The sequence below is a fragment of the Leifsonia xyli subsp. cynodontis DSM 46306 genome, from assembly GCF_000470775.1.
Classification (GTDB): Bacteria; Actinomycetota; Actinomycetes; order Actinomycetales; family Microbacteriaceae; genus Leifsonia; species Leifsonia cynodontis.
Genome location: NC_022438.1, coordinates 2,498,935 through 2,516,602, shown reverse-complemented (window position 1 = coordinate 2,516,602; position 17,668 = coordinate 2,498,935). Strand labels below are relative to the sequence as shown.

At 67.4% G+C, this 17,668-nt stretch carries 13 protein-coding genes, 1 tRNA gene and 8 pseudogenes; 12 read left to right on the top strand and 10 right to left on the bottom strand.

What is annotated here, in order from left to right; all coding sequences use genetic code 11:
* Nucleotides 1–23: 23 nt before the first annotated feature.
* Nucleotides 24–895 (bottom strand): annotated as a pseudogene (locus O159_RS12080) (helix-turn-helix transcriptional regulator).
* A gap of 184 nt (nt 896–1,079) precedes the next feature.
* A pseudogene (locus O159_RS14270) lies at nt 1,080–1,238 on the bottom strand (SDR family NAD(P)-dependent oxidoreductase); the annotation flags it as partial.
* Nucleotides 1,239–1,356: 118 nt separating this feature from the next.
* Here O159_RS14270 and iolC point away from each other — a divergent pair.
* The 3 pseudogenes from iolC to O159_RS16925 form a co-directional block, all read left to right on the top strand.
* Nucleotides 1,357–2,305 (top strand): annotated as a pseudogene (gene iolC, locus O159_RS12075) (5-dehydro-2-deoxygluconokinase); the annotation flags it as partial.
* A 26-nt stretch (nt 2,306–2,331) separates the two neighbouring features.
* Nucleotides 2,332–3,240 (top strand): annotated as a pseudogene (locus O159_RS12070) (class I fructose-bisphosphate aldolase).
* 28 nt (nt 3,241–3,268) lie between these two features.
* A pseudogene (locus tag O159_RS16925) lies at nt 3,269–4,291 on the top strand (Gfo/Idh/MocA family protein).
* 206 nt (nt 4,292–4,497) lie between these two features.
* Here the strand turns inward: O159_RS16925 and O159_RS12060 are convergent.
* From O159_RS12060 to O159_RS12045, 4 genes are all read right to left on the bottom strand, one after another.
* A complete protein-coding gene (locus tag O159_RS12060; RefSeq protein ID WP_021756053.1) occupies nt 4,498–5,211 on the bottom strand; it encodes a hypothetical protein in 714 nt (237 codons plus the stop codon).
* A 470-nt stretch (nt 5,212–5,681) separates the two neighbouring features.
* A complete protein-coding gene (locus O159_RS12055) occupies nt 5,682–6,440 on the bottom strand; it encodes a GntR family transcriptional regulator (RefSeq protein WP_043994335.1) in 759 nt (252 codons plus the stop codon).
* A 184-nt stretch (nt 6,441–6,624) separates the two neighbouring features.
* Nucleotides 6,625–6,698, bottom strand: a tRNA-Gly gene (locus O159_RS12050).
* Nucleotides 6,699–6,866: 168 nt separating this feature from the next.
* Entirely contained in the window at nt 6,867–7,157 is a 291-nt protein-coding gene (locus O159_RS12045; protein WP_021756051.1) for a hypothetical protein, read from the bottom strand.
* A 145-nt stretch (nt 7,158–7,302) separates the two neighbouring features.
* On the opposite strand from O159_RS12045, the gene dcd reads away from it, so the two are divergent.
* The 4 genes and pseudogenes from dcd to O159_RS12030 all read left to right on the top strand — a co-directional run bounded on the left by dcd (nt 7,303) and on the right by O159_RS12030 (nt 9,975).
* Nucleotides 7,303–7,908 carry a dCTP deaminase gene (dcd, locus tag O159_RS12040; RefSeq protein WP_021756050.1) on the top strand — a complete coding sequence of 202 codons (606 nt, stop codon included), beginning with the start codon at nt 7,303–7,305 and terminating at the stop codon, nt 7,906–7,908.
* Nucleotides 7,909–8,360: 452 nt separating this feature from the next.
* Nucleotides 8,361–9,302: pseudogene (locus tag O159_RS12035) on the top strand (IS30-like element ISLxc3 family transposase); the annotation flags it as partial.
* A 52-nt stretch (nt 9,303–9,354) separates the two neighbouring features.
* Nucleotides 9,355–9,447, top strand: a pseudogene (locus tag O159_RS17015) (IS5/IS1182 family transposase); the annotation flags it as partial.
* 96 nt (nt 9,448–9,543) lie between these two features.
* Complete coding sequence (locus tag O159_RS12030; protein ID WP_021756049.1) at nt 9,544–9,975, top strand: hypothetical protein; 432 nt, start codon at nt 9,544–9,546, stop codon at nt 9,973–9,975.
* Nucleotides 9,976–10,081: 106 nt separating this feature from the next.
* Here the strand turns inward: O159_RS12030 and idi are convergent, their stop codons facing one another.
* From idi to O159_RS12015, 3 genes and pseudogenes are all read right to left on the bottom strand, one after another.
* Nucleotides 10,082–10,633 carry an isopentenyl-diphosphate Delta-isomerase gene (gene idi, locus O159_RS12025; protein WP_021756048.1) on the bottom strand — a complete coding sequence of 184 codons (552 nt, stop codon included), beginning with the start codon at nt 10,631–10,633 and terminating at the stop codon, nt 10,082–10,084.
* Nucleotides 10,634–10,824: 191 nt separating this feature from the next.
* Nucleotides 10,825–12,219: an MFS transporter gene (locus O159_RS12020; protein WP_043993776.1), complete on the bottom strand. Its 1,395-nt coding sequence runs from the start codon at nt 12,217–12,219 to the stop codon at nt 10,825–10,827.
* A 69-nt stretch (nt 12,220–12,288) separates the two neighbouring features.
* Nucleotides 12,289–12,929, bottom strand: a pseudogene (locus O159_RS12015) (GTP pyrophosphokinase).
* On the opposite strand from O159_RS12015, the gene O159_RS16020 reads away from it, so the two are divergent.
* A complete protein-coding gene (locus O159_RS16020) occupies nt 12,819–13,049 on the top strand; it encodes a hypothetical protein (RefSeq protein ID WP_236609595.1) in 231 nt (76 codons plus the stop codon). The pseudogene O159_RS12015 and the gene O159_RS16020 sit on opposite strands and share 111 nt — an antisense overlap.
* 5 nt (nt 13,050–13,054) lie before the next feature.
* On the opposite strand, the gene O159_RS12010 is transcribed toward O159_RS16020, so the two are convergent.
* Nucleotides 13,055–13,264 carry a hypothetical protein gene (locus O159_RS12010; protein ID WP_021756044.1) on the bottom strand — a complete coding sequence of 70 codons (210 nt, stop codon included), beginning with the start codon at nt 13,262–13,264 and terminating at the stop codon, nt 13,055–13,057.
* 274 nt (nt 13,265–13,538) lie between these two features.
* Between O159_RS12010 and dnaK the strand changes: the two genes are divergently transcribed.
* From dnaK to O159_RS11990, 4 genes are all read left to right on the top strand, one after another.
* Entirely contained in the window at nt 13,539–15,413 is a 1,875-nt protein-coding gene (dnaK, locus tag O159_RS12005; protein ID WP_021756043.1) for a molecular chaperone DnaK, read from the top strand.
* Entirely contained in the window at nt 15,410–16,048 is a 639-nt protein-coding gene (locus O159_RS12000) for a nucleotide exchange factor GrpE (protein ID WP_021756042.1), read from the top strand. The genes dnaK and O159_RS12000 overlap by 4 nt, the downstream gene beginning before the upstream one ends.
* A gap of 112 nt (nt 16,049–16,160) precedes the next feature.
* Nucleotides 16,161–17,147 (top strand): DnaJ C-terminal domain-containing protein, encoded by a 987-nt coding sequence (locus tag O159_RS11995; RefSeq protein WP_021756041.1) that lies wholly within the window; start codon nt 16,161–16,163, stop codon nt 17,145–17,147.
* A gap of 10 nt (nt 17,148–17,157) precedes the next feature.
* Complete coding sequence (locus tag O159_RS11990) at nt 17,158–17,571, top strand: heat shock protein transcriptional repressor HspR (protein ID WP_021756040.1); 414 nt, start codon at nt 17,158–17,160, stop codon at nt 17,569–17,571.
* Nucleotides 17,572–17,668: the final 97 nt, after the last annotated feature.

Here is a 17,668-nt window from a genome sequence, read left to right as displayed (position 1 = left end):
TCTCCCTTTCCGATGGTGACGTGTCAGGTGGTCTCAGCCGCCGGAGCCCCCACCGGCGCCCGCTGCGTCGCCGCCCAGCTCGCCAGCAGTTTCAGCGCATCCTCCGAGGGCGTGCCCGGATCGGCCGTGTACACATTGACCCGCAACCCCGGCTCTCCCGGCAGCTCCAGCGCCTCGAACGCGAGGTCGAGATCGCCCACGATGGTGGTAGCGCACCCGCTTCCGCCCGGTGCGGTGGTGCTTGACGTCGTGGCGAGCCCAGCGCACCCGGAACTCCTCGCTCCGCGTGCTCAGGTCGGTGAGGTCGCGATCGTAGGGGTTCCTCCCCGCCGCGGAGCGCAGGATGGCGACGATGTCGTCCGCTGCACGCTCCTACTCCGCGTAGAACTCCCGTGCCCGCGGGTTCAGGAACGTGAACCGCGAATTGTTCGGCGGCTGCACTGTCTCTGCGAGGAGGTCGAGGTAGAGCGCGCGGCCCAGCTCGTTTGTGGCCAGCACATCCCCGCGATCGTTCCGCACCCACGCCGGTGCTGCGCCGATCGCGTCGATCACCCGTTGCAGGCTCGGCCGGACTGTCCTCGGACTGCGCCGCCGCCGCAGTCGCGGGGACGCGGTCGCCGCGCGTGCGAGATCGAACAGGTGAGCCGTTTCGGCTTCGTCGAGCTGAAGCGCCTGCGCGAGCGCTTCGAGAACGCTGTCGGACGCGCCCGAGAGATTCCCGCGCTCCAGCCGTGTGTAATAGTCGACGCTCATCCCCGCCAGCATCGCGACCGTCCTCGCGCCGCAGCCCCGGCACCCGCCGGTGCCCGCCGAACGCGGGCAGCCCGGCGCGCTCGGGCGTGATCCGCGCCCGGCGGGAGGTGAGGAACTCCCGCGCGTCGTCACTGTGGGTCATGGAGTCGACGGTACCCGCGGCGGGGCGGGGGAGGGAGGCCCTGCCCGTACCCGGAACGTCCGGCCCTCCTCCTCCCGGCCACCACGGCATACCGTCGGAACATGCCAGCAGAACTCACCCTCAACAACCATGTCACCATGCCGGCCCTCGGTCTCGGCGTCTTCCAGAGCACGCCCGAGCAGACCGCCGAGGGCAGCTCGGCGACCACCGCTGCGACCGCCGCGCGGTCGCGTCCGCCGACGAGGATGCGGTGCGTCCTGGCCAGTTCCTGAGCGATCGCGCGGCCGATGCCGCGGGAGGCGCCGGTGACGAGGGCGGTGGGCCGGGAGGAGGCGCGTGTCATGCTTCGACCCTATGCGGAAGCCGCGGGCCAGAACACAGCCCAGCTCTTGTAAGTTTGACAGGACATTAGCGTAGACTGTGGTCGCAGTAGCATCGCGTCGACGAAGGAGTTGCCCGTCATGACGGACTCGGACCAGCCGTACGATCTCATCAGCGTCGGCCGCATCGGCGTGGACCTCTACCCGCTGCAGGACGGCGTCGGCCTCGAAGACGTCGAGACCTTCGGCAAGTACCTCGGCGGGAGCGCGACCAATGTCGCGATCGCCGCGGCCCGGCACGGTCTGCGCTCCGCCGTCGTCACCGCAACCGGCGACGACCCGTTCGGCCGCTACGCGCACCGGGAGCTGCGCCGGCTCGGCGTCGACGACCGGTTCGTCGCCACCGTCCCGTCGCTGAAGACGCCGGTCACGTTCTGCGAGATCTTCCCGCCGGACGACTTCCCGCTGTACTTCATACCGCGACCCCCTCGCCCCCGACCTGGCGATCACCGGCAAGCAGCTCGACCTCGACGCCATCGGCCGCGCGCGCATCTTCTGGGCCACGGTGACCGGCCTCTCCCGCGACCCGAGCCGCACCGCGCACCATGTCGCGTGGGCGGCGCGCGGCCGGCGGCCCCTCACCATCCTGGACCTCGACTACCGCCCGATGTTCTGGGCCTCGGCCGCGAGCGCGACCGTCGAGGTCGGCCGCGCGCTCGAGCGGGTGACGGTCGCGGTCGGCAATCGCGAGGAGTGCGAGGTCGCCGTCGGGGAGAGCGACCCGCAGCGCGCGGCGGACGACCTTCTCGACCGTGGCGTCGAGCTGGCGATCGTGAAGCAGGGGCCGCGCGGCGTCCTCGCGAAGACCCGCGAGGAGACGGTCGAAGTGCCACCCTATTCGGTGGCTGTCGTCAACGGCCTCGGCGCCGGCGATGGCTTCGGCGGCGCGCTCTGCTACGGCCTGCTTCAGGAGTGGCCGCTGGAGCGCGTGCTCCGTTTCGCCAATGTCGCGGGCGCGATCGTGGCCACCCGGCGCGAGTGCTCGACCGCGATGCCCACCACGGCCGAGGTCGACGGCATCCTCGAGGAGCTCGCCCATGTCCACATGCTGACCCGATCGGCCGCCCGGCGCCGCTCATCGGCGCCGATGCGTTCGCCCGCCTCCGCGAGGTCCGCCAGAGCCGGCCGGACGGCGTCGCGGCGGCCCTCGCCGCGCGAACCCGCCGTCCGCTGGTGCGTGGAGACGGCCGCCTCTTCATCGTCGCGGCCGACCACCCCGCCCGCGGCGCCCGCGGCGTCCGCGGCGATCAGCTCGCGATGGCCGACCGCTTCGACCTGTTGCAGCGGCTCGCCCTCGCCTTGTCCCGTCCCGGTGTGGACGGCGTGCTCGGCACCCCCGACATCGTCGAAGACCTCGCCCTCCTCGGCGTCCTCGACGACAGAGTCGCCGTCGGCTCCATGAACCGCGGCGGCCTGAGCGGCTCGGTCTTCGAAATGGACGACCGTTTCACCGGCTACGATGTCGGCGGGATGGTGCGCGACGGCCTCGATGCCGCCAAGCTCCTCGTCCGGGTGAACCGGGAGGACGCCGCCACCGTCCGCACACTGGAGAAGACCGCCGACGCGGTGACCGCCGCCGCCCGCTCCGGCCTGCCGATCCTCCTCGAACCCTTCCTGAGCTCCTGGCGGGAGGGCCGCGTCGTCAACGACCTCACCCCGGATGTCGTGATCGCCTCGGTCGCGATCGCCGCCGGCCTGGGCGCTTCCTCCGCGTACACCTGGCACCTGGCTCAAACTGCCCGTCGTTCCGGAGATGGAGCGCGTCATGGCGGCGACCACGCTGCCGACGCTGCTGCTCGGCGACGACAGCGATGCCTCCCCCGGCGAGACGTTCGCCTCCTGGGAGGCGGCGCTCGCCCTCCCCGGGGTGCATGGCCTCGTCGTCGGCCGCACCCTCCTGTACCCCAGGACGGGGATGTCGCCCAGGCGGTCGACACCGCCGCCGCCCTCGTCCACGGACGCTGAACCGAACCCCACGCCACGAAGGAAGACCATGACCACCACTCCGGATCTCCGCGTCGGCGTCGTCGGCGCCGGCCAGATGGGCGCCGACTACATCCAGCGCATCACCCGCGTCATCAGCGGCGCGAGTGTCTCGGCGATCGTGGAGCCGGACGCCGGTCGAGCCGCGGCCGCCGCGGCGGCCGCTCCCGGCTCCCGTGCCTTCGCCAGCCTCGACGACGCTCTGGACGCCGATGACCTCGACGCCGTGGTCATCGCGACTCCCGGGCAGTTCCACGAGCCGGTGCTCGTGCCTGCCCTCGCGGCCGGGCTGCCTGTCCTGTGCGAGAAGCCGCTGACGCCGGACAGTGCGGCCGCGCTGCGTGTCCTGGAGCTGGAGCAGACGCTCGACCGCCCGCACATCCAGCTCGGCTTCATGCGCCGTTTCGACGACGAGTAGCGCGCGCTGCGCGAACTGGTCGTCTCCGGCGACGCAGGCGAGCTGCTCCTCTTGCGCGGCGTTCACCGCAATCCCTCGGTGCCCGAGAGCTACACCCAGAGCATGCTGATCACCGACTCGGTGGTACATGAGTTCGATGTCATGCCGTGGCTGGCCGGTTCGGCGGTGGCCAGTGTCGAGGTGAAGTATCCGCGCCGGAATGACCGGGCGCCGGAGCGGCTGCGCGAACCCATTCTGGTGCTCATCGAGTTGGAGAACGGCGTGCTGGTGGATGTCGAGATGAATGTCAGCGTCCAGTTCGGCTACCAGGTCGCCGCCGAGGCTGTCTTCCAGACCGGCACCGCGCGCATCGGTCAGCCCGCGGGACTCCAGCGCTGGTCGGACGCGAGGTTCTCCATCGCCGAGCACACCAGCTTCACGACCCGGTTCGCCCGCGCCTATGACGCACAGGTGCAGGCGTGGGTGGACGCTGTGCGCGACGGCTCCCTCGTCGCCGGGCCGAACGCCTGGGACGGCTATCTCGTCGCGCTCGCTTGCGAGGCCGGTGTCCGCGCCCTCTCCGAGCCTGGCCCGGTCGCCGTCGCGTCGGCGGAGCGCCCCGCTTTCTATGCCTAGGGTGTGTCTGCCTGGGGCGGGCCGTGCCGTCCACGATCTTCTCGCGGAGGGCACGGCCCGGTTGCGGCGCACCGAGGGTCGCGATTCCTCTCAGGACGACGGGGCCAACGAGTAGGTGCTGCCGGTTTTGGTGAAGAACTGTTGTGCTTTGATGTAGACCGTAGTGGTCTCCGACACAAGTAGAGTCGCTTTTATGATCCCGTAGATCAGACCGTTGACTGTGTCGTAGACCGGGCCGCCGGAATCGCCGTCATCGATGGCGGTCGGCGACGTGGCGGCGGCCAGCGTTCCCCCAGCCGCGTGGTCGATGTCCGGGGGAGATCGGTCGTCGTCCAGGTGCAGTTGACGCCGGTCGTTTTGCCGCTCGTGCAGAACGTGCCGGTGGCGGGAGCCCCGTTGCGGACCTCTGTGATCGGAACGCTCGAGAGCCCCCGAGCTTGGAGGGTGTCCGTGAGGACCCGGCTCACGGCGAGCGGGTGAGTGTGAACGAAGTAGATGCAGTTCGGAGCGCCCGAGCCGCCGATGCCGCAGTGCGACGTCTGGTAGTAGGACGGCAAGACGCGAATCAGCATGAGGTCGGATATACCTGACTTCCAGATCACCTTCCCCAGGGTGCGGTTGGCGACTATCACCGGGTCGCCGATGCTGCCGCAGTGTCCCCCGGTGACCACGTAGCGGACCGCCTTGCGGTAAGAGGTGAGGTTAGCCCAGAGGCCGTTCTTCTTGAGCACCATGCCTGCCGTGCAGTTTTTCTCGTCGGGGAACCGCAGTTCGGTCCCGCCCTTGATCGGCGTCATCTGACGCTCCCGCTCCACGTCCGACGTGGAGACCGACCCGTCGCCTGCGGTGTCGGAGGAGCCGTCGTCTTCCGCGGTGGAGGATGCGTCGCTTTCCACGGCGGTGGTTGCATCGTCTTCCACGACAGACGGCTTTCGAGCCGTCGTCGTTGGTGAGAGAGGCCTGGAATCGCGCTTCCGCGGCCTCGATCTCGGTTTTGTCCGAAGAGGGGTCGGGCGTGGCGGACTGGGTGACGGGACTTGTGGGGTCAGGATCGTCGGCGGCAACGACCGGCCCCGCGGTCGAGACCAACAACACCGTTGCGAGACCTGCGGCCCCCATAGCGGACCAGAGATTGCGAATCATCATGTCGTCCTTCTTCCTTTGCTACGGATCGGCAGAGGGACACGATGCCCCGTCTGTCTCGATAGGAAAAACGGAGGCCAGTCGGGGAGGCTGGCACCGGGTGGGCCAACTATCGCACGGGGAAAAAATGATACAAGTTTTTTTATAGTAAGTGTGTACCTGCCTCGTAGTTCTTGTCTGCGAGGCGAATTCGCCGCTCCTCGTCGCGTGCGTTGTGGAAGAAGGCCGAAAGCCGGGCTGATCTTCGCTACCGGTCGACCAGCGTGATCTCGAACGAGTAGAGGTCCGGGCGGTAGCAGTGCTGCCCGTACTCCACCGCCCGTCCGCCCGTATCGAACGCCGTCCGCTCCATCGTCAGCACGGCCGCCGCTTTCTTCAGCTCCAGCAGCTCGCTCTCGCGCCCGGTCGCCGCTCGCGCCCCGATCCGCTGATTGGCGATCCGCATCGTGACGCCCCGCTCCCGCAGCACCTGGTAGAGCCCTCTTGTCTCCAGGTCCTCCCGTGCGATGTCGGCGAACGCCGTCGGCAGCGTATTGTCCAGGATCGCGAGCGGTACCCCGTCCGCGAACCGCAGCCGCACCAGGTGCAGCACCGGATCTCCGGTCCCGATCGTCAGGTGCTCGGCCTCATCGCCCGTCGCCCCCCGCACCTCCGCACCGATCACCCGCGTCTGCGGTGTCTGCCCCGACCGCGACAGATCCTCGTACAGGCTGGTCAGATCGACGTTGCGCGTGACCTTGCCATGCACGACCTGCGTCCCGATTCCCCGCCGCCGAACCAGCAACCCCTTGTCGACCAGCTCCTGAATCGCCCGCCGAACCGTCGGCCGCGACAATCCCAGTCGCTGACCCAATGCGATCTCGTTCTCCAGCCGCGCGCCCGGCGGCAGAACGTCCTCCCGAATCGCCTGCTCGAGCCGCGTGGCGAGCTGATAGTAGAGCGGGATGGGGCTCGTCTTGTCCAGACCGGCGAAGAGATCCCGAGGCAGCGGGTGCTCAGCCTGCATCTGCATGAAGCCTCCCCATGCGAATTTGTCAGAACAACCATACACGGCGGAAGGTGACGGCCTGTGGAGGACAAGCTCGATAGGCAGGCCGACACCTGCGCCGGGCGAACCCGATGGCAAAGTGGGAGCCGCTCCTGCGCCCTGGTTTTCCCGGTCGGGGCGGGAACGAGTTGGTCTGTTTCTGTGGAGCGAGTGACGGGAATCGAACCCGCGCTATCAGCTTGGGAAGCTGAAGTTCTACCATTGAACTACACTCGCGTGGCTGAAATCACTGGGCTTCCAGCGGTTCAAGCTAACCAAAACCTACCAGACTCGCAGTTTTTTGGCTGTGTCACCGCTGCCACTGCGGTGTCGTGACGTCAGCTGTTCCAGCCTAGCAGCGAGGTCGGAGGCACTGAGCGGATCGAGCATCGCCCGGTCTTCCCATTAGAGCAATTCTGGCCGAATCACGCTGCCGACGACGACGGAACGAATGTCTCCGAGGTCGGGGTTGAAGCCCGAACTGCGGCGGATCTCTTTGCGTGCTGCGTCAATGACCGAGTCGGAGAGGAGCACGGCGGCAAGGGCGTTGGGAGACGTGGCTGTCTGGCGTTTCCAGAGGGCGTCGATCGTGTCTCGCTTCATCGCCGACCGATGCAGATGAAAGAGCCTCTCAACCTTCTTGGACGAAGACTCTTCGCCGAGGAGATCGATCTCAAGCGCCAGGATCGTCGCCACCTGTTGTCCCGTTGCCGGATTCGCTCTTGAGGGAGCTTGTCCCTGGTGTACAGGGGCTCGGTGGCGGTCGGCGTGGGGGAACGCCCATTTCGCACGACTGAAATTTACTTATTGCCGTCAAACCGTCACCCGGTAGGCTGTCTCCGTGCTTCTCTCCGACCGTGACATCAAGGCCGAGCTGAGTGCTGGGCGCATCGTTCTGGAGCCGTTCGAGCAGGGGATGGTTCAGCCGTCGAGTGTGGACGTGCGGCTCGACCGCTTCTTCCTGCTGTTCGACAACCACAAGTATCCCTTCATCGACCCGGAGGAGGATCAGCCGGAGCTGACGCGGTTCGTGGAGGTGGACCCGCACGAACCTGTCATTCTGCACCCGGGCGAGTTCGTGCTGGGGTCGACGTTCGAGCGTGTGACGCTGCCGGACGATGTGGCCGCGCGGTTGGAGGGGAAGAGTTCGCTCGGGCGGCTCGGGCTGCTCACGCACTCGACCGCGGGCTTCATCGACCCCGGGTTCTCGGGGCATGTCACGCTGGAGCTGAGCAATGTCGCGACGCTGCCTATCAAGCTGTGGCCGGGGATGAAGATCGGCCAGATGTGCTTCTTCCGGTTGTCTTCGGCGGCGGAGAAGCCGTACGGGTCTGCGGAGTACGGCTCGCGCTACCAGGGTCAGCGCGGGCCGACGGCGTCGCGGTCGTTCTTGAACTTCCACCGGACCGATGTGTCGAGCGCGGAGGCCGGGCGACCGTCCAGCTGAATCCATTGAGAGGGCCCCACCCATGTTGACTTGGGTTCTAACGGTCGTTGCAACACCTGGACTTTCTGGGAGTTGTAACGACCGTGGCCCGTTTAAGGAGCTATTCGAGGGATCGACGCTGTTTCACGCAGGCTGATAAGGACGCGTTCTTCGCGTTGTTCGAGGCGTGTGGGAGCATCACGATCGCGGCGCGTGAGTTGGGGTTCAACCCGGCGACCTGCGGGACGTGGGTATGGAAGGCCGGCCTGCGCAGCCAGGGGAAAACCGGGACTGGTCCGCATCCAGGAAAGGAACGCTACTTCCAGTTGCGACGCGATGGCATCTCGCGTCGCGAAGCAGCGGCTGCCGTCGGGGTGAACATCCGCACGGCACGGGATTGGGATAACGGTGTCCGGAAGACCGCTCATCGCCGCTATTACCCAGATGGTCGGGTCGTCGATTACAAAACAGGTATGACGACGTTTCTTGACGGCACCGAGACAATCTCGCCGGCGGCGATCTTTCAGCTGGAGAGGAAGCTCGATCCGCGGTTCCTTTCGCTGGAGGAACGTGAGCAGATCCGGGATCTCCTCCGCGATGGGTTGTCACTGCGGAGCATCGCCGCCCAGCTGCGGCGGTCGCCATCCACGATCAGTCGGGAAATCTCCCGGAACCGGTCCTCGACCGGGATCTATCACCCCTTCGCAGCACATCGCTACTCGGCGAAGCGTCGCCCACGGCCAAAGCCGCGAAGACTGGTGACAGAGCTGCGGTTGCGTGCTTTCGTTGAGTCGAAGCTGGCGTTGCGGTGGTCTCCCGAGCAGATCACTCGAGCCCTGATCCGTCAGTTCCCGGACGACGTTGGGATGCGAGTGGCGACCGAGACGATCTACCAGACGCTCTATCTCCAAGGACGCGGCCAGCTGCGCCGTGATCTCGCGACAGCGCTGCGTACCGGGCGCGCACGTCGCCGACCGAACCGGGGAACCAACGCACGTCGTTCGCGGTTCGTCGACCCGATGCTCATGATCTCCGAGCGCCCCGCTGAGGTCGCTGATCGTGCTGTTCCAGGGCATTGGGAAGGCGATCTCATCATCGGCGCTGACCACGCCAGCGCGATCGGCACCCTCGTCGAGCGAACCACCAGGTTCGTGATGCTCGTCCACCTCCCGACCGACCACGCTGCCGAGACCGTCCGCGATGGCCTCATTCGGACGATGAGCGGCCTGCCGGCCGAACTGAAGAAGTCGCTGACCTGGGACCAGGGTGCGGAGATGGCCGCCCACAAGACGTTCACGATCGCCACCGACATGGACGTCTACTTCTGCGACCCAGCCTCGCCCTGGCAGCGCGGTTCTAACGAGAACACGAACGGGTTGCTGAGGCAGTACTTCCCGAAGGGCACCGACCTCTCACAGCACTCGCCCGCGGACCTTGCCCGAGTCGCACACGAACTCAACACCCGCCCACGCAAAACGCTCGGCTGGGAAACCCCAGCCCAGCGCCTCGCTAAACTACCTACCAGCTAATCGTCGTGTTGCAACGACCACTAGAATCCGCCTGAGCGAAGTCACCGAGTCTCTTTTCGCACGCGCCCTGATCGCAGCGGGTCCCACGGCCGAACGGCCGCAGCGCATCCACCTGTTCGGGTAATTGGTGGGAACCTGGCGGGCCGAACTGCGCGCCTTCGACGAGAGCGCGGAGGAGTGGCGCGAGTCGGTCACCGAGTGGGCGTTCGCCTACACACTCGGCGGGCGCGCCGTCCAGGATGTGCTGATCGCGCGCGACCCGGAGGACCCGGAGCGGCTCGAGGGGCGCGGCTCCACGATGCGCGTCTACGACTCGACGCTCGGTGCGTGGCGGGTGAGCTGGTTCGGCGCGGCGGAGGGCGCCTTCTGCACGCTCGTGGCGACGGCCCATCGGCGTGACGGCATCCGGCAGGATGGCACGCAGACCGACGGACGTCCCATCCGCTGGAACTTCTCGAACATCACCTCCGACTCGTTCGAGTGGGAGAGCTGGGTGTCCGACGACAGGGGCCGCACCTGGTGGCTCGAGCAGCACCTCGACGCGACGCGCACGGGATGATGCGCCCGTCGCGCAGAACGTGAGTGCGCGAACGGATTCACGTCACGGCATACGATCCGCGCAGTTATCCACAGTCAATTGCACAGGTGGAGAATATGAGCAGCGCTCACAGCTGGCCCCAAGGTCGGTCGCCCGAGCCGGTGTACAGGGCGGGCAGTTGCAGGGTGAGCCAGGGGCTGAACGCCCACGGCGTCGCTGTGACCGAGCTGAGCAGCGCCCGCGGGTCCGCCCACTCCCACTCGGCGACTTCGTCCGCAGACGGTCGCAGCTCCCCCGCGATGGTGGCGGTGTAGACCGGGCACATCTCGTGCTCGACCACGCCGGTGGCGTCCACGGCCCGGTAGCGGAAGTCTGGCAGGGCGAGGACGAGGGCGTCGACGCTTGTGCCGAGTTCGTCGCGCGCCCGGCGGGCGATGGCCTCCTCGAAGGATTCTCCGGGGGCCGGGTGCCCGCAGAACGAGTTGGTCCAGACGCCCGGCCAGGTGGCTTTGCCGAGGGCTCGGCGGGTGACGAGGACGCGGCCTTCGCCGTCGAAGAGGTGGCAGGAGAACGCGAGGTGCAGCGGGGTGCTCGCGCTGTGGACTGTGGCTTTGTCCGCCGTCCCGATCGGGGTGCTGTCCTCGGCGAGCAGCACGACCTCTTCCGGGGGTGGCGTCATGCGTCCATCCTAGGTGGCCGTCCTGGCCGTCCTGGCCGTCTTGGCCGCGTTGGCTGGACGGCTTCACCCACGTCGCGCCCGTGCCCCGCCCCGTCGAAAACGGAGGAGATCGCACTCCGTCACCCCCGAATCTCCTCCCTTCCCTGCGACACGCCCAACCTCGGCGCCACAACTCCTCCGTTTCCTCCGCGTCACCGCGGCGATCTCACCGGAAGCAGCAGGAGCCCCGCCAGCAGCACCAGCACGATGCCCAGGATGCCCCAGTACTCCGCCCCGCCGATCGCGATGAAGGTCGCGAACAGCAGCGGTGCGAGGAAAGACACCGCTCGCCCGGTGGTCGCGTAGAGGCCGAACACCTCTCCTTCCCGTCCGGGCGGCGTCAAGCGCGCGAGGAAGGTCCGGCTGGCCGATTGCGCCGGGCCGACGAACAGGCACAGGATGAGGCCGAAGACCCAGAACGCCGCCGCGCCGGAGCCGTGCAGGAAGAACACAGCCAGCCCCGCGAGCACCAGCCCGATCAGCGCTGTGACGATCACCGCTTTCGCCCCGAAGCGGTCGTCGAGCCGGCCGCAGAGCACGGTGCTCGCGCCGGCGACCACATTGGCCGCGATGGCGAAGACGATGACCTGGCCGCTGGTGAACCCGAACGTGCCCTGCGCCAGGATGCCGCCGAAGGCGAACACGCCGACCATTCCGTCCCGGAACAGTGCGCTGGCGAGGAGGAACAGCACAGTGTTCCGGCTCTCGGCCCACAGCCGGCCGATATCGCGCACGAGGACCGCGTAGGAAGCGAAGAAGCCGACTCGGGGTCTGCGCGCGTTCGGTTCCGTCTCGGGCACGGCGATGAGGACGGGCAGCGAGAACACGAGCGTCCAGGCCGCCGCGATGATGCGGATGTTGAGCCCGGCCTCCTCGCTCGCGTGCAGGAGGCCGCCGGTCCCATCGGCGTTGTCCGTGACGAACCCGACGTAGACGATGAGCAGCAGCACGATGCCGCCCAGATAGCCCGCGCCCCAGCCGAACCCGCTCACCCGGCCGATCGTGGCCGGGGTGGAGACCTGGACGAGCATGGCGTTGTAGTTCACGGTCGCGATCTCGTAGAACACCGTCCCGATCGCGACGAGCGCGACGCCGAGCAGGAAGGCCTTCGGCGTGCCCGCCACGAGGAACAGGAGGGCCGTCGCCACGACCACCGCGCCCGTGTTGATGCCGAGCCAGAGCCTCCGCCGTCCCGAGCCGTCCGTGCGCCGTCCGAGCACCGGTGCGAGCAGGGCGACCACGATGCCCGCGACCGCGAGTCCCCAGCCGAGACCGCTCGACAGCGGGACCTCGGCCGCGGCGACCGCCGCGTGCGCCGGGCCATTCGGGTCCGTATCCGCGTCGCGTGCGGCGATGAGGGCGGGCTCCACGAACAGGCTGCCGGTGAGGTAGACCGTGAACACGAAAGTCGTGATCACCGCGTTGAACGCCGCCCCTCCCCAGTCCCACAGCGCCCACGCGACGATCCGTCCCCGCGGGATACGGCGGTCGGTGGAGAGCGGGTCCGCCAGGGCATCGCCGTCCGCGGCCGGGCTGTCGGTCATCATGAGCACAGCGTAGGGCCTGCCGGCGCCGGTGAGTGCGCGCCCGGCCCGGGGAGAGGGCCGGGTCCGGAGTCACGCCTCGATCGGCAGCGTGAAGGTGCCGTCGCCGTCGCCGCGGATCTGACGGTGGATGTCCTCCATCGTCACGTCCAGCTGGCTCGCCGTCCCGGCCGCTGCGGTGAGATCCTGGAGCAGGCGCTCCGGCACATCCCCTTCGTACTTGTAGTAGATCTTGTGCTCGAGGCTCGCCCAGAAGTCCATCGCGACCGTCCGCAGCTGGATCTCGACGGGAAAGAGCACGGGTCCGTCGCTGAGGAACACCGGGATTTCGACGATGACGTGCAGGCTCTTGTATCCGTTGGGCTTCGGGTGTGCGATGTAGCCTTCACCTCAAGCGCCCGCACATCCTCCTGTGCTGTCAGGAGCTGGAAGACCCGGTACACGTCCGAGACGAACGAGCAGACGATCCGGATGCCCGCGATGTCGGTGATGGCGTCCCGGATGGCCTCGAACGAGGGCTCGCAGTTCTTCCGCACGACCTTCTGCTCGATGCTCTCCGCCGATTTCAGTCGGCTGGAGATGTGCTCGATCGGGTTGTAGTCGTGCAGTTCCGCGAATTCCTCGCGCAGGATGGACACTTTCGTGGAGATCTCGTCGATCCCGAACTTGTAGGGCATGATGAACCGCGCGAAATCATCCCGGAAAGCCTGCATCTCGATGAGTGTGGCCGGGTCGATGCTCTGCAGAGCCTCGATCGCGCGCGAGGACAGCAGCGGTGCGAGTTCGGTGTCCATGCCCTTACGGTATCGACGGGTGTTGTGCGCCGGGTGTGAGCGGATCAGTCGGTGGAGAGGAGAGCCGCCCAGGTGGTGTCGGCGGCGGCGTAGACCGTCACAGGCTGTCCCAGTTCGGATGCGACCTCCCGCACCATCGAGCGCCATTCGCCGAGCGGAACGGGCGTCTCCTTCGCGTGGACCTGAACCGGTCCCTCAGCGAGGCGGCGGGCGATCTCCTTTTTGAGCGTTCGACGGTCGACGGGATGTTCCATGCGATATATCTCACACGGTTGTGGTGGGGACGTCCAGTCCCCCTTCGGGCTCGGGCGACATCCCAGCACGCCGGCGCGAGGCGATACCCGGCCGCCGAACGAGGGAAGAGGCGCCGCGGGCACAAAAGTTGAGTCGATCATGCTCAAGTTTAGGGCGGTCGCCTTGACATGTCCCGGCCGGGATGCGAGACTTGAGTCGTTGAGACTCAAGTCTCGGCCCCTGGCTTTCGGAACGAAACAGACAGACCCGCAACAATAAGGAGAGAAAGCACCTATGTCCCGTGCAGTAGGAATCGACCTCGGAACCACCAACTCCGTCGTGTCGGTGCTCGAGGGCGGCGAGCCCACGGTCATCGCCAATGCGGAGGGCTTCCGCACGACCCCCTCGGTTGTCGCGTTCACCAAAGATGGCGAGGTGCTCGTCGGCGAGACCGCCAAACGCCAGGCCGTCACCAACGTCGACCGCACCCTCTCGTCCGTCAAGCGCCACATGGGGACTGACTGGAAGACTCAGGAGATCGACGGCAAGAAGTACACCGCGCAGGAGATCTCCGCGCGCATCCTGCAGAAGCTCAAGCGGGACGCAGAGCAGTATCTCGGCGACACCGTCACCGATGCCGTCATCACCGTTCCGGCGTACTTCAACGACGCCGAGCGCCAGGCCACCAAAGAGGCCGGAGAGATCGCGGGCCTCAACGTGCTGCGCATCATCAACGAGCCGACCGCGGCGGCCCTCGCCTACGGACTCGACAAGGGCAAAGAGGACGAACTCATCCTCGTCTTCGACCTCGGCGGCGGCACGTTCGACGTCTCCCTGCTCGAAGTGGGCAAAGACGACGACTTCTCCACCATCCAGGTCCGCGCGACCGCCGGCGACAACCGCCTCGGCGGCGACGACTGGGACCAGCGGATCGTGGAGTGGCTGATCAAGCGCTTCAAGGAGTCCACCGGCGTCGACGCCTCCACCGACAAGATCGCGAAGCAGCGCCTCAAGGAGGCGGCGGAGCAGGCCAAGAAGGAGCTGTCGTCGAGCATGTCGACCAGCATCCAGCTTCCCTACCTGTCGCTCACCGAGAACGGCCCGGCCAACCTCGACGAGACCCTCACCCGCGCGCAGTTCGAGCAGATGACCAGCGACCTTCTGGACCGCACCAAGAAGCCGTTCCAGGACGTCATCAAAGAGGCCGGCATCAAGGTCTCCGACATCGCCCACGTCGTCCTCGTCGGCGGTTCCACCCGCATGCCGGCCGTCTCCGAGCTGGTGAAGCAGGAGACCGGTGGTCAAGAGCCCAACAAGGGCGTCAACCCGGACGAGGTGGTCGCTGTCGGCGCCGCGTTGCAGGCCGGTGTGCTGAAGGGCGAGCGCAAGGACGTCCTCCTCATCGACGTCACCCCGCTGTCCCTCGGCATCGAGACCAAGGGCGGGATCATGACCAAGCTCATCGAGCGCAACACGGCCATCCCGACCAAGCGCAGCGAGACGTTCACCACGGCCGACGACAACCAGCCGTCTGTGGCGATCCAGGTCTTCCAGGGCGAGCGCGAATTCACCCGCGACAATAAGCCGCTCGGCACTTTCGAGCTGACCGGCATCGCCCCGGCGCCCCGTGGCATCCCGCAGGTCGAGGTCACCTTCGACATCGACGCGAACGGCATCGTCCACGTGTCCGCGAAGGACAAGGGCACCGGCAAGGAGCAGTCGATGACGATCACCGGTGGGTCCAGCCTGCCGAAGGACGACATCGAGCGCATGGTGCGCGAGGCCGAGGAGCACGCCGCGGAGGACAAGAAGCGCCGCGAGTCCGCCGAGACCCGCAACCAGGCCGAGCAGCTCGTCTACTCGATCGAGAAGCTGATCAAAGACAACGAGGAGAAGCTTCCCGAGGACATCAAGAACGAGGTCCAGGGCGACGTGGACGCGCTCAAGGCTGCTCTGGCGGGCGAGGACGACGAGGCCGTGAAGACCGCGTACGACAAGCTGAACGAGAGCCAGCAGAAGCTCGGCCAGGCCATCTACTCGGCGGCCCAGGCCGCTGAGGCCCCGGCCGGCGGCGCGGGCGAGGAGACGTCCGCTCCGTCGTCCAGCAGCGGCGAGGAGGACGTCATCGACGCCGAGGTCGTCGAAGACGAGGAGAAGAAGCAGCCATGAGCGACCAGAACCTCGGCCAGGGCTCCGACGAGCCCGAGCGCGAGGAGCCGATCGTCCGAGACAAGCGGCGGATCGATCCCGAGACCGGCAAGGTCCGGGAGCCGCAGGACCTCTCGCACGAGGAACTGGTGGACGTGGGTCCGGTCGAAGAGAGCCAGGGCGAGGAGATCATCTCGGATGACGACCTCGACCTTCTCTCCGGTCAGACCACGGCCGACCAGCTCGCGGCCGAGCGGCTCGCCGACCTCCAGCGGGTCACCGCGGAGTACGCCAACTATCGCAAGCGGACGGAGTCGAACCGCGAGATCGAGCGCGAGCGTGCGATCGGGGATGCCGTCAAGGGCCTCATCCCGGTGCTCGACGACCTCGAGCGCGCCGACAATCACGGCGACCTCGTCGAGGGCAGCGCGTTCGCGACCATCGCGACCAAGCTGCGTGCGAGCGTCGAGCGGCTCGGCCTCCTCCCGTACGGTGAGAAAGGCGAGCCTTTCGATCCGCAGATCCACGAGGCGATCTTCCAGCAGCCCACCCCCGGCGTGACGGCCGACACCGTCGCCGATGTGGTGGAGACCGGCTACCGGCTGGGCTCCGTCACCGTGCGGGTGGCCAAGGTGGTCGTCGCGGTTCCGGCCTGAGCGGTCAGGGACGAAACAGCGCGAGAAGCGGCGGGAGAGGCATCCCGCCGCTCCTCGCGCGAAGCGACAGTCAGATTTCGACGAAGGAAACCACAGACGGAGAGGAGGCGCCGTGGCAAGCCAGGACTGGTTCGACAAGGACTTCTACAAGGTCCTTGGCGTCTCCAAGGACGTCAGCGACGCAGAGCTCAAGAAGACCTACCGCAAGCTCGCACGCAAATACCACCCCGACTCGAATACCGGTGACAGCGCCGCGGAGGCGAAGTTCAAGGAGATCAGCGAAGCGTACTCGGTGCTGAGCGACGCCGAGGAGCGCAAAGAGTACGACCAGGTTCGCGCGATGGGTTCGGGCGCGCGCTTCACTGCCCCGGGCAGCGGCGCCCCGGGCGGCGGTTTCGACGATGTTTTCGGTGGGATGTTCGGCGGCGGCCAGCAGCGCGGCCAGTACTACGCGGGCGGGGGCAACTTCGACGATGTGCTGGGCGGGCTGTTCGGCAACGGCCGTTTCGGCACCGCGACCGGCGGCTATCGCGGTTACGGTGGTCCGGCCCGCGGCCGCGATATAACCGCCCACACCGCCATCGACTTCCTCACAGCCACCAAAGGCGAGACCATCAGCCTGCAGGCCGCCGACGGCAAACCCTTCAAAGTGAAGATCCCCGCCGGTGTCGCCGACGGGCAGAAGATCAAGCTGCGCGGCAAAGGCGAGCCCAGCCCGGACGGCGGCGAGGCCGGCGACATCGTTTTGACGGTGACGGTGCGCAAGCACCCCGTCTTCGAGCGCGACGGCCTCAACCTCCGCGTGACCGTTCCGGTGACGTTCGCCGAAGCCGCGCTCGGCGCGACCATCGAGGTCCCCACCCTCGGCGGAGACCCGGTCAAGTTGCGCGTCGCACCCGGCACGCCCAGCGGCCGCGCTCTGCGCGTGAGAGGACGCGGTGTGCAGACGGCGAAGGGGACCGGCGACCTGCTCGCCGTCGTTCAGATCGCGGTGCCCTCGCATCTGTCCGGAGAGGCCAAGGAGGCCCTTGAGGCGTTCACCGAGAAACTCCCCGACGAGAACCCGCGAGAGGACCTCCTGGCCAAGGCGCGGAGCTGAGGAGGCGGCGGTGGACGAGAACACGCAGGTCTTCGTCATCTCGATCGCGGCCGAACTGGCCGGGATGCACCCGCAGACCCTCCGCCAGTACGATCGGCTCGGCCTTGTCAGCCCGAGTCGCACGGCCGGCAAGTCACGGCGCTATTCCATGCGCGATGTCGAGAAGCTTCAGGAGATCGCCCGCCTCGGCTTCGAGGGTGTGAGCCTGGAAGGCATCCGGCGCATCCTGGAACTCGAAGACAGCGTCAACGCGCTCCGGGGCAGGGTGCGCGAACTGGAGGCGGCGCTGGCCGATGAGCTTTTGAACCGGCCCGGCCGGCGGGTTTTCGCCGCCGGGTTGGAAGGAGAGGTCGTCTCGCTGCGCGTGGGGACACGGGCGCGGCGCAGCACACAGCTGGTCGTCTGGCGGCCGTTGGAGCCGTAGCGGCTCGCGCGCTCCATGACGGGCGCCGTACGGGGCGGAAGCCCCCACTAGGCTGGGTCACGGCCACCGTGCCTACAAGGCGCATCGGCCTCTCTGC

What these genes read in the sequence shown, in the direction of transcription:
- O159_RS12055 (WP_043994335.1), bottom strand. Translation starts at nt 6,440, where the DNA reads ATGCAGGCTGAGCACCCGCTGCCTCGGGATCTCTTCGCCGGTCTGGAC.
- idi (WP_021756048.1), bottom strand. Translation starts at nt 10,633, where the DNA reads ATGACGCCACCCCCGGAAGAGGTCGTGCTGCTCGCCGAGGACAGCACC.
- O159_RS12020 (WP_043993776.1), bottom strand. Translation starts at nt 12,219, where the DNA reads ATGATGACCGACAGCCCGGCCGCGGACGGCGATGCCCTGGCGGACCCG.
- O159_RS12010 (WP_021756044.1), bottom strand. Translation starts at nt 13,264, where the DNA reads ATGGAACATCCCGTCGACCGTCGAACGCTCAAAAAGGAGATCGCCCGC.
- dnaK (WP_021756043.1), top strand. Translation starts at nt 13,539, where the DNA reads ATGTCCCGTGCAGTAGGAATCGACCTCGGAACCACCAACTCCGTCGTG.
- O159_RS12000 (WP_021756042.1), top strand. Translation starts at nt 15,410, where the DNA reads ATGAGCGACCAGAACCTCGGCCAGGGCTCCGACGAGCCCGAGCGCGAG.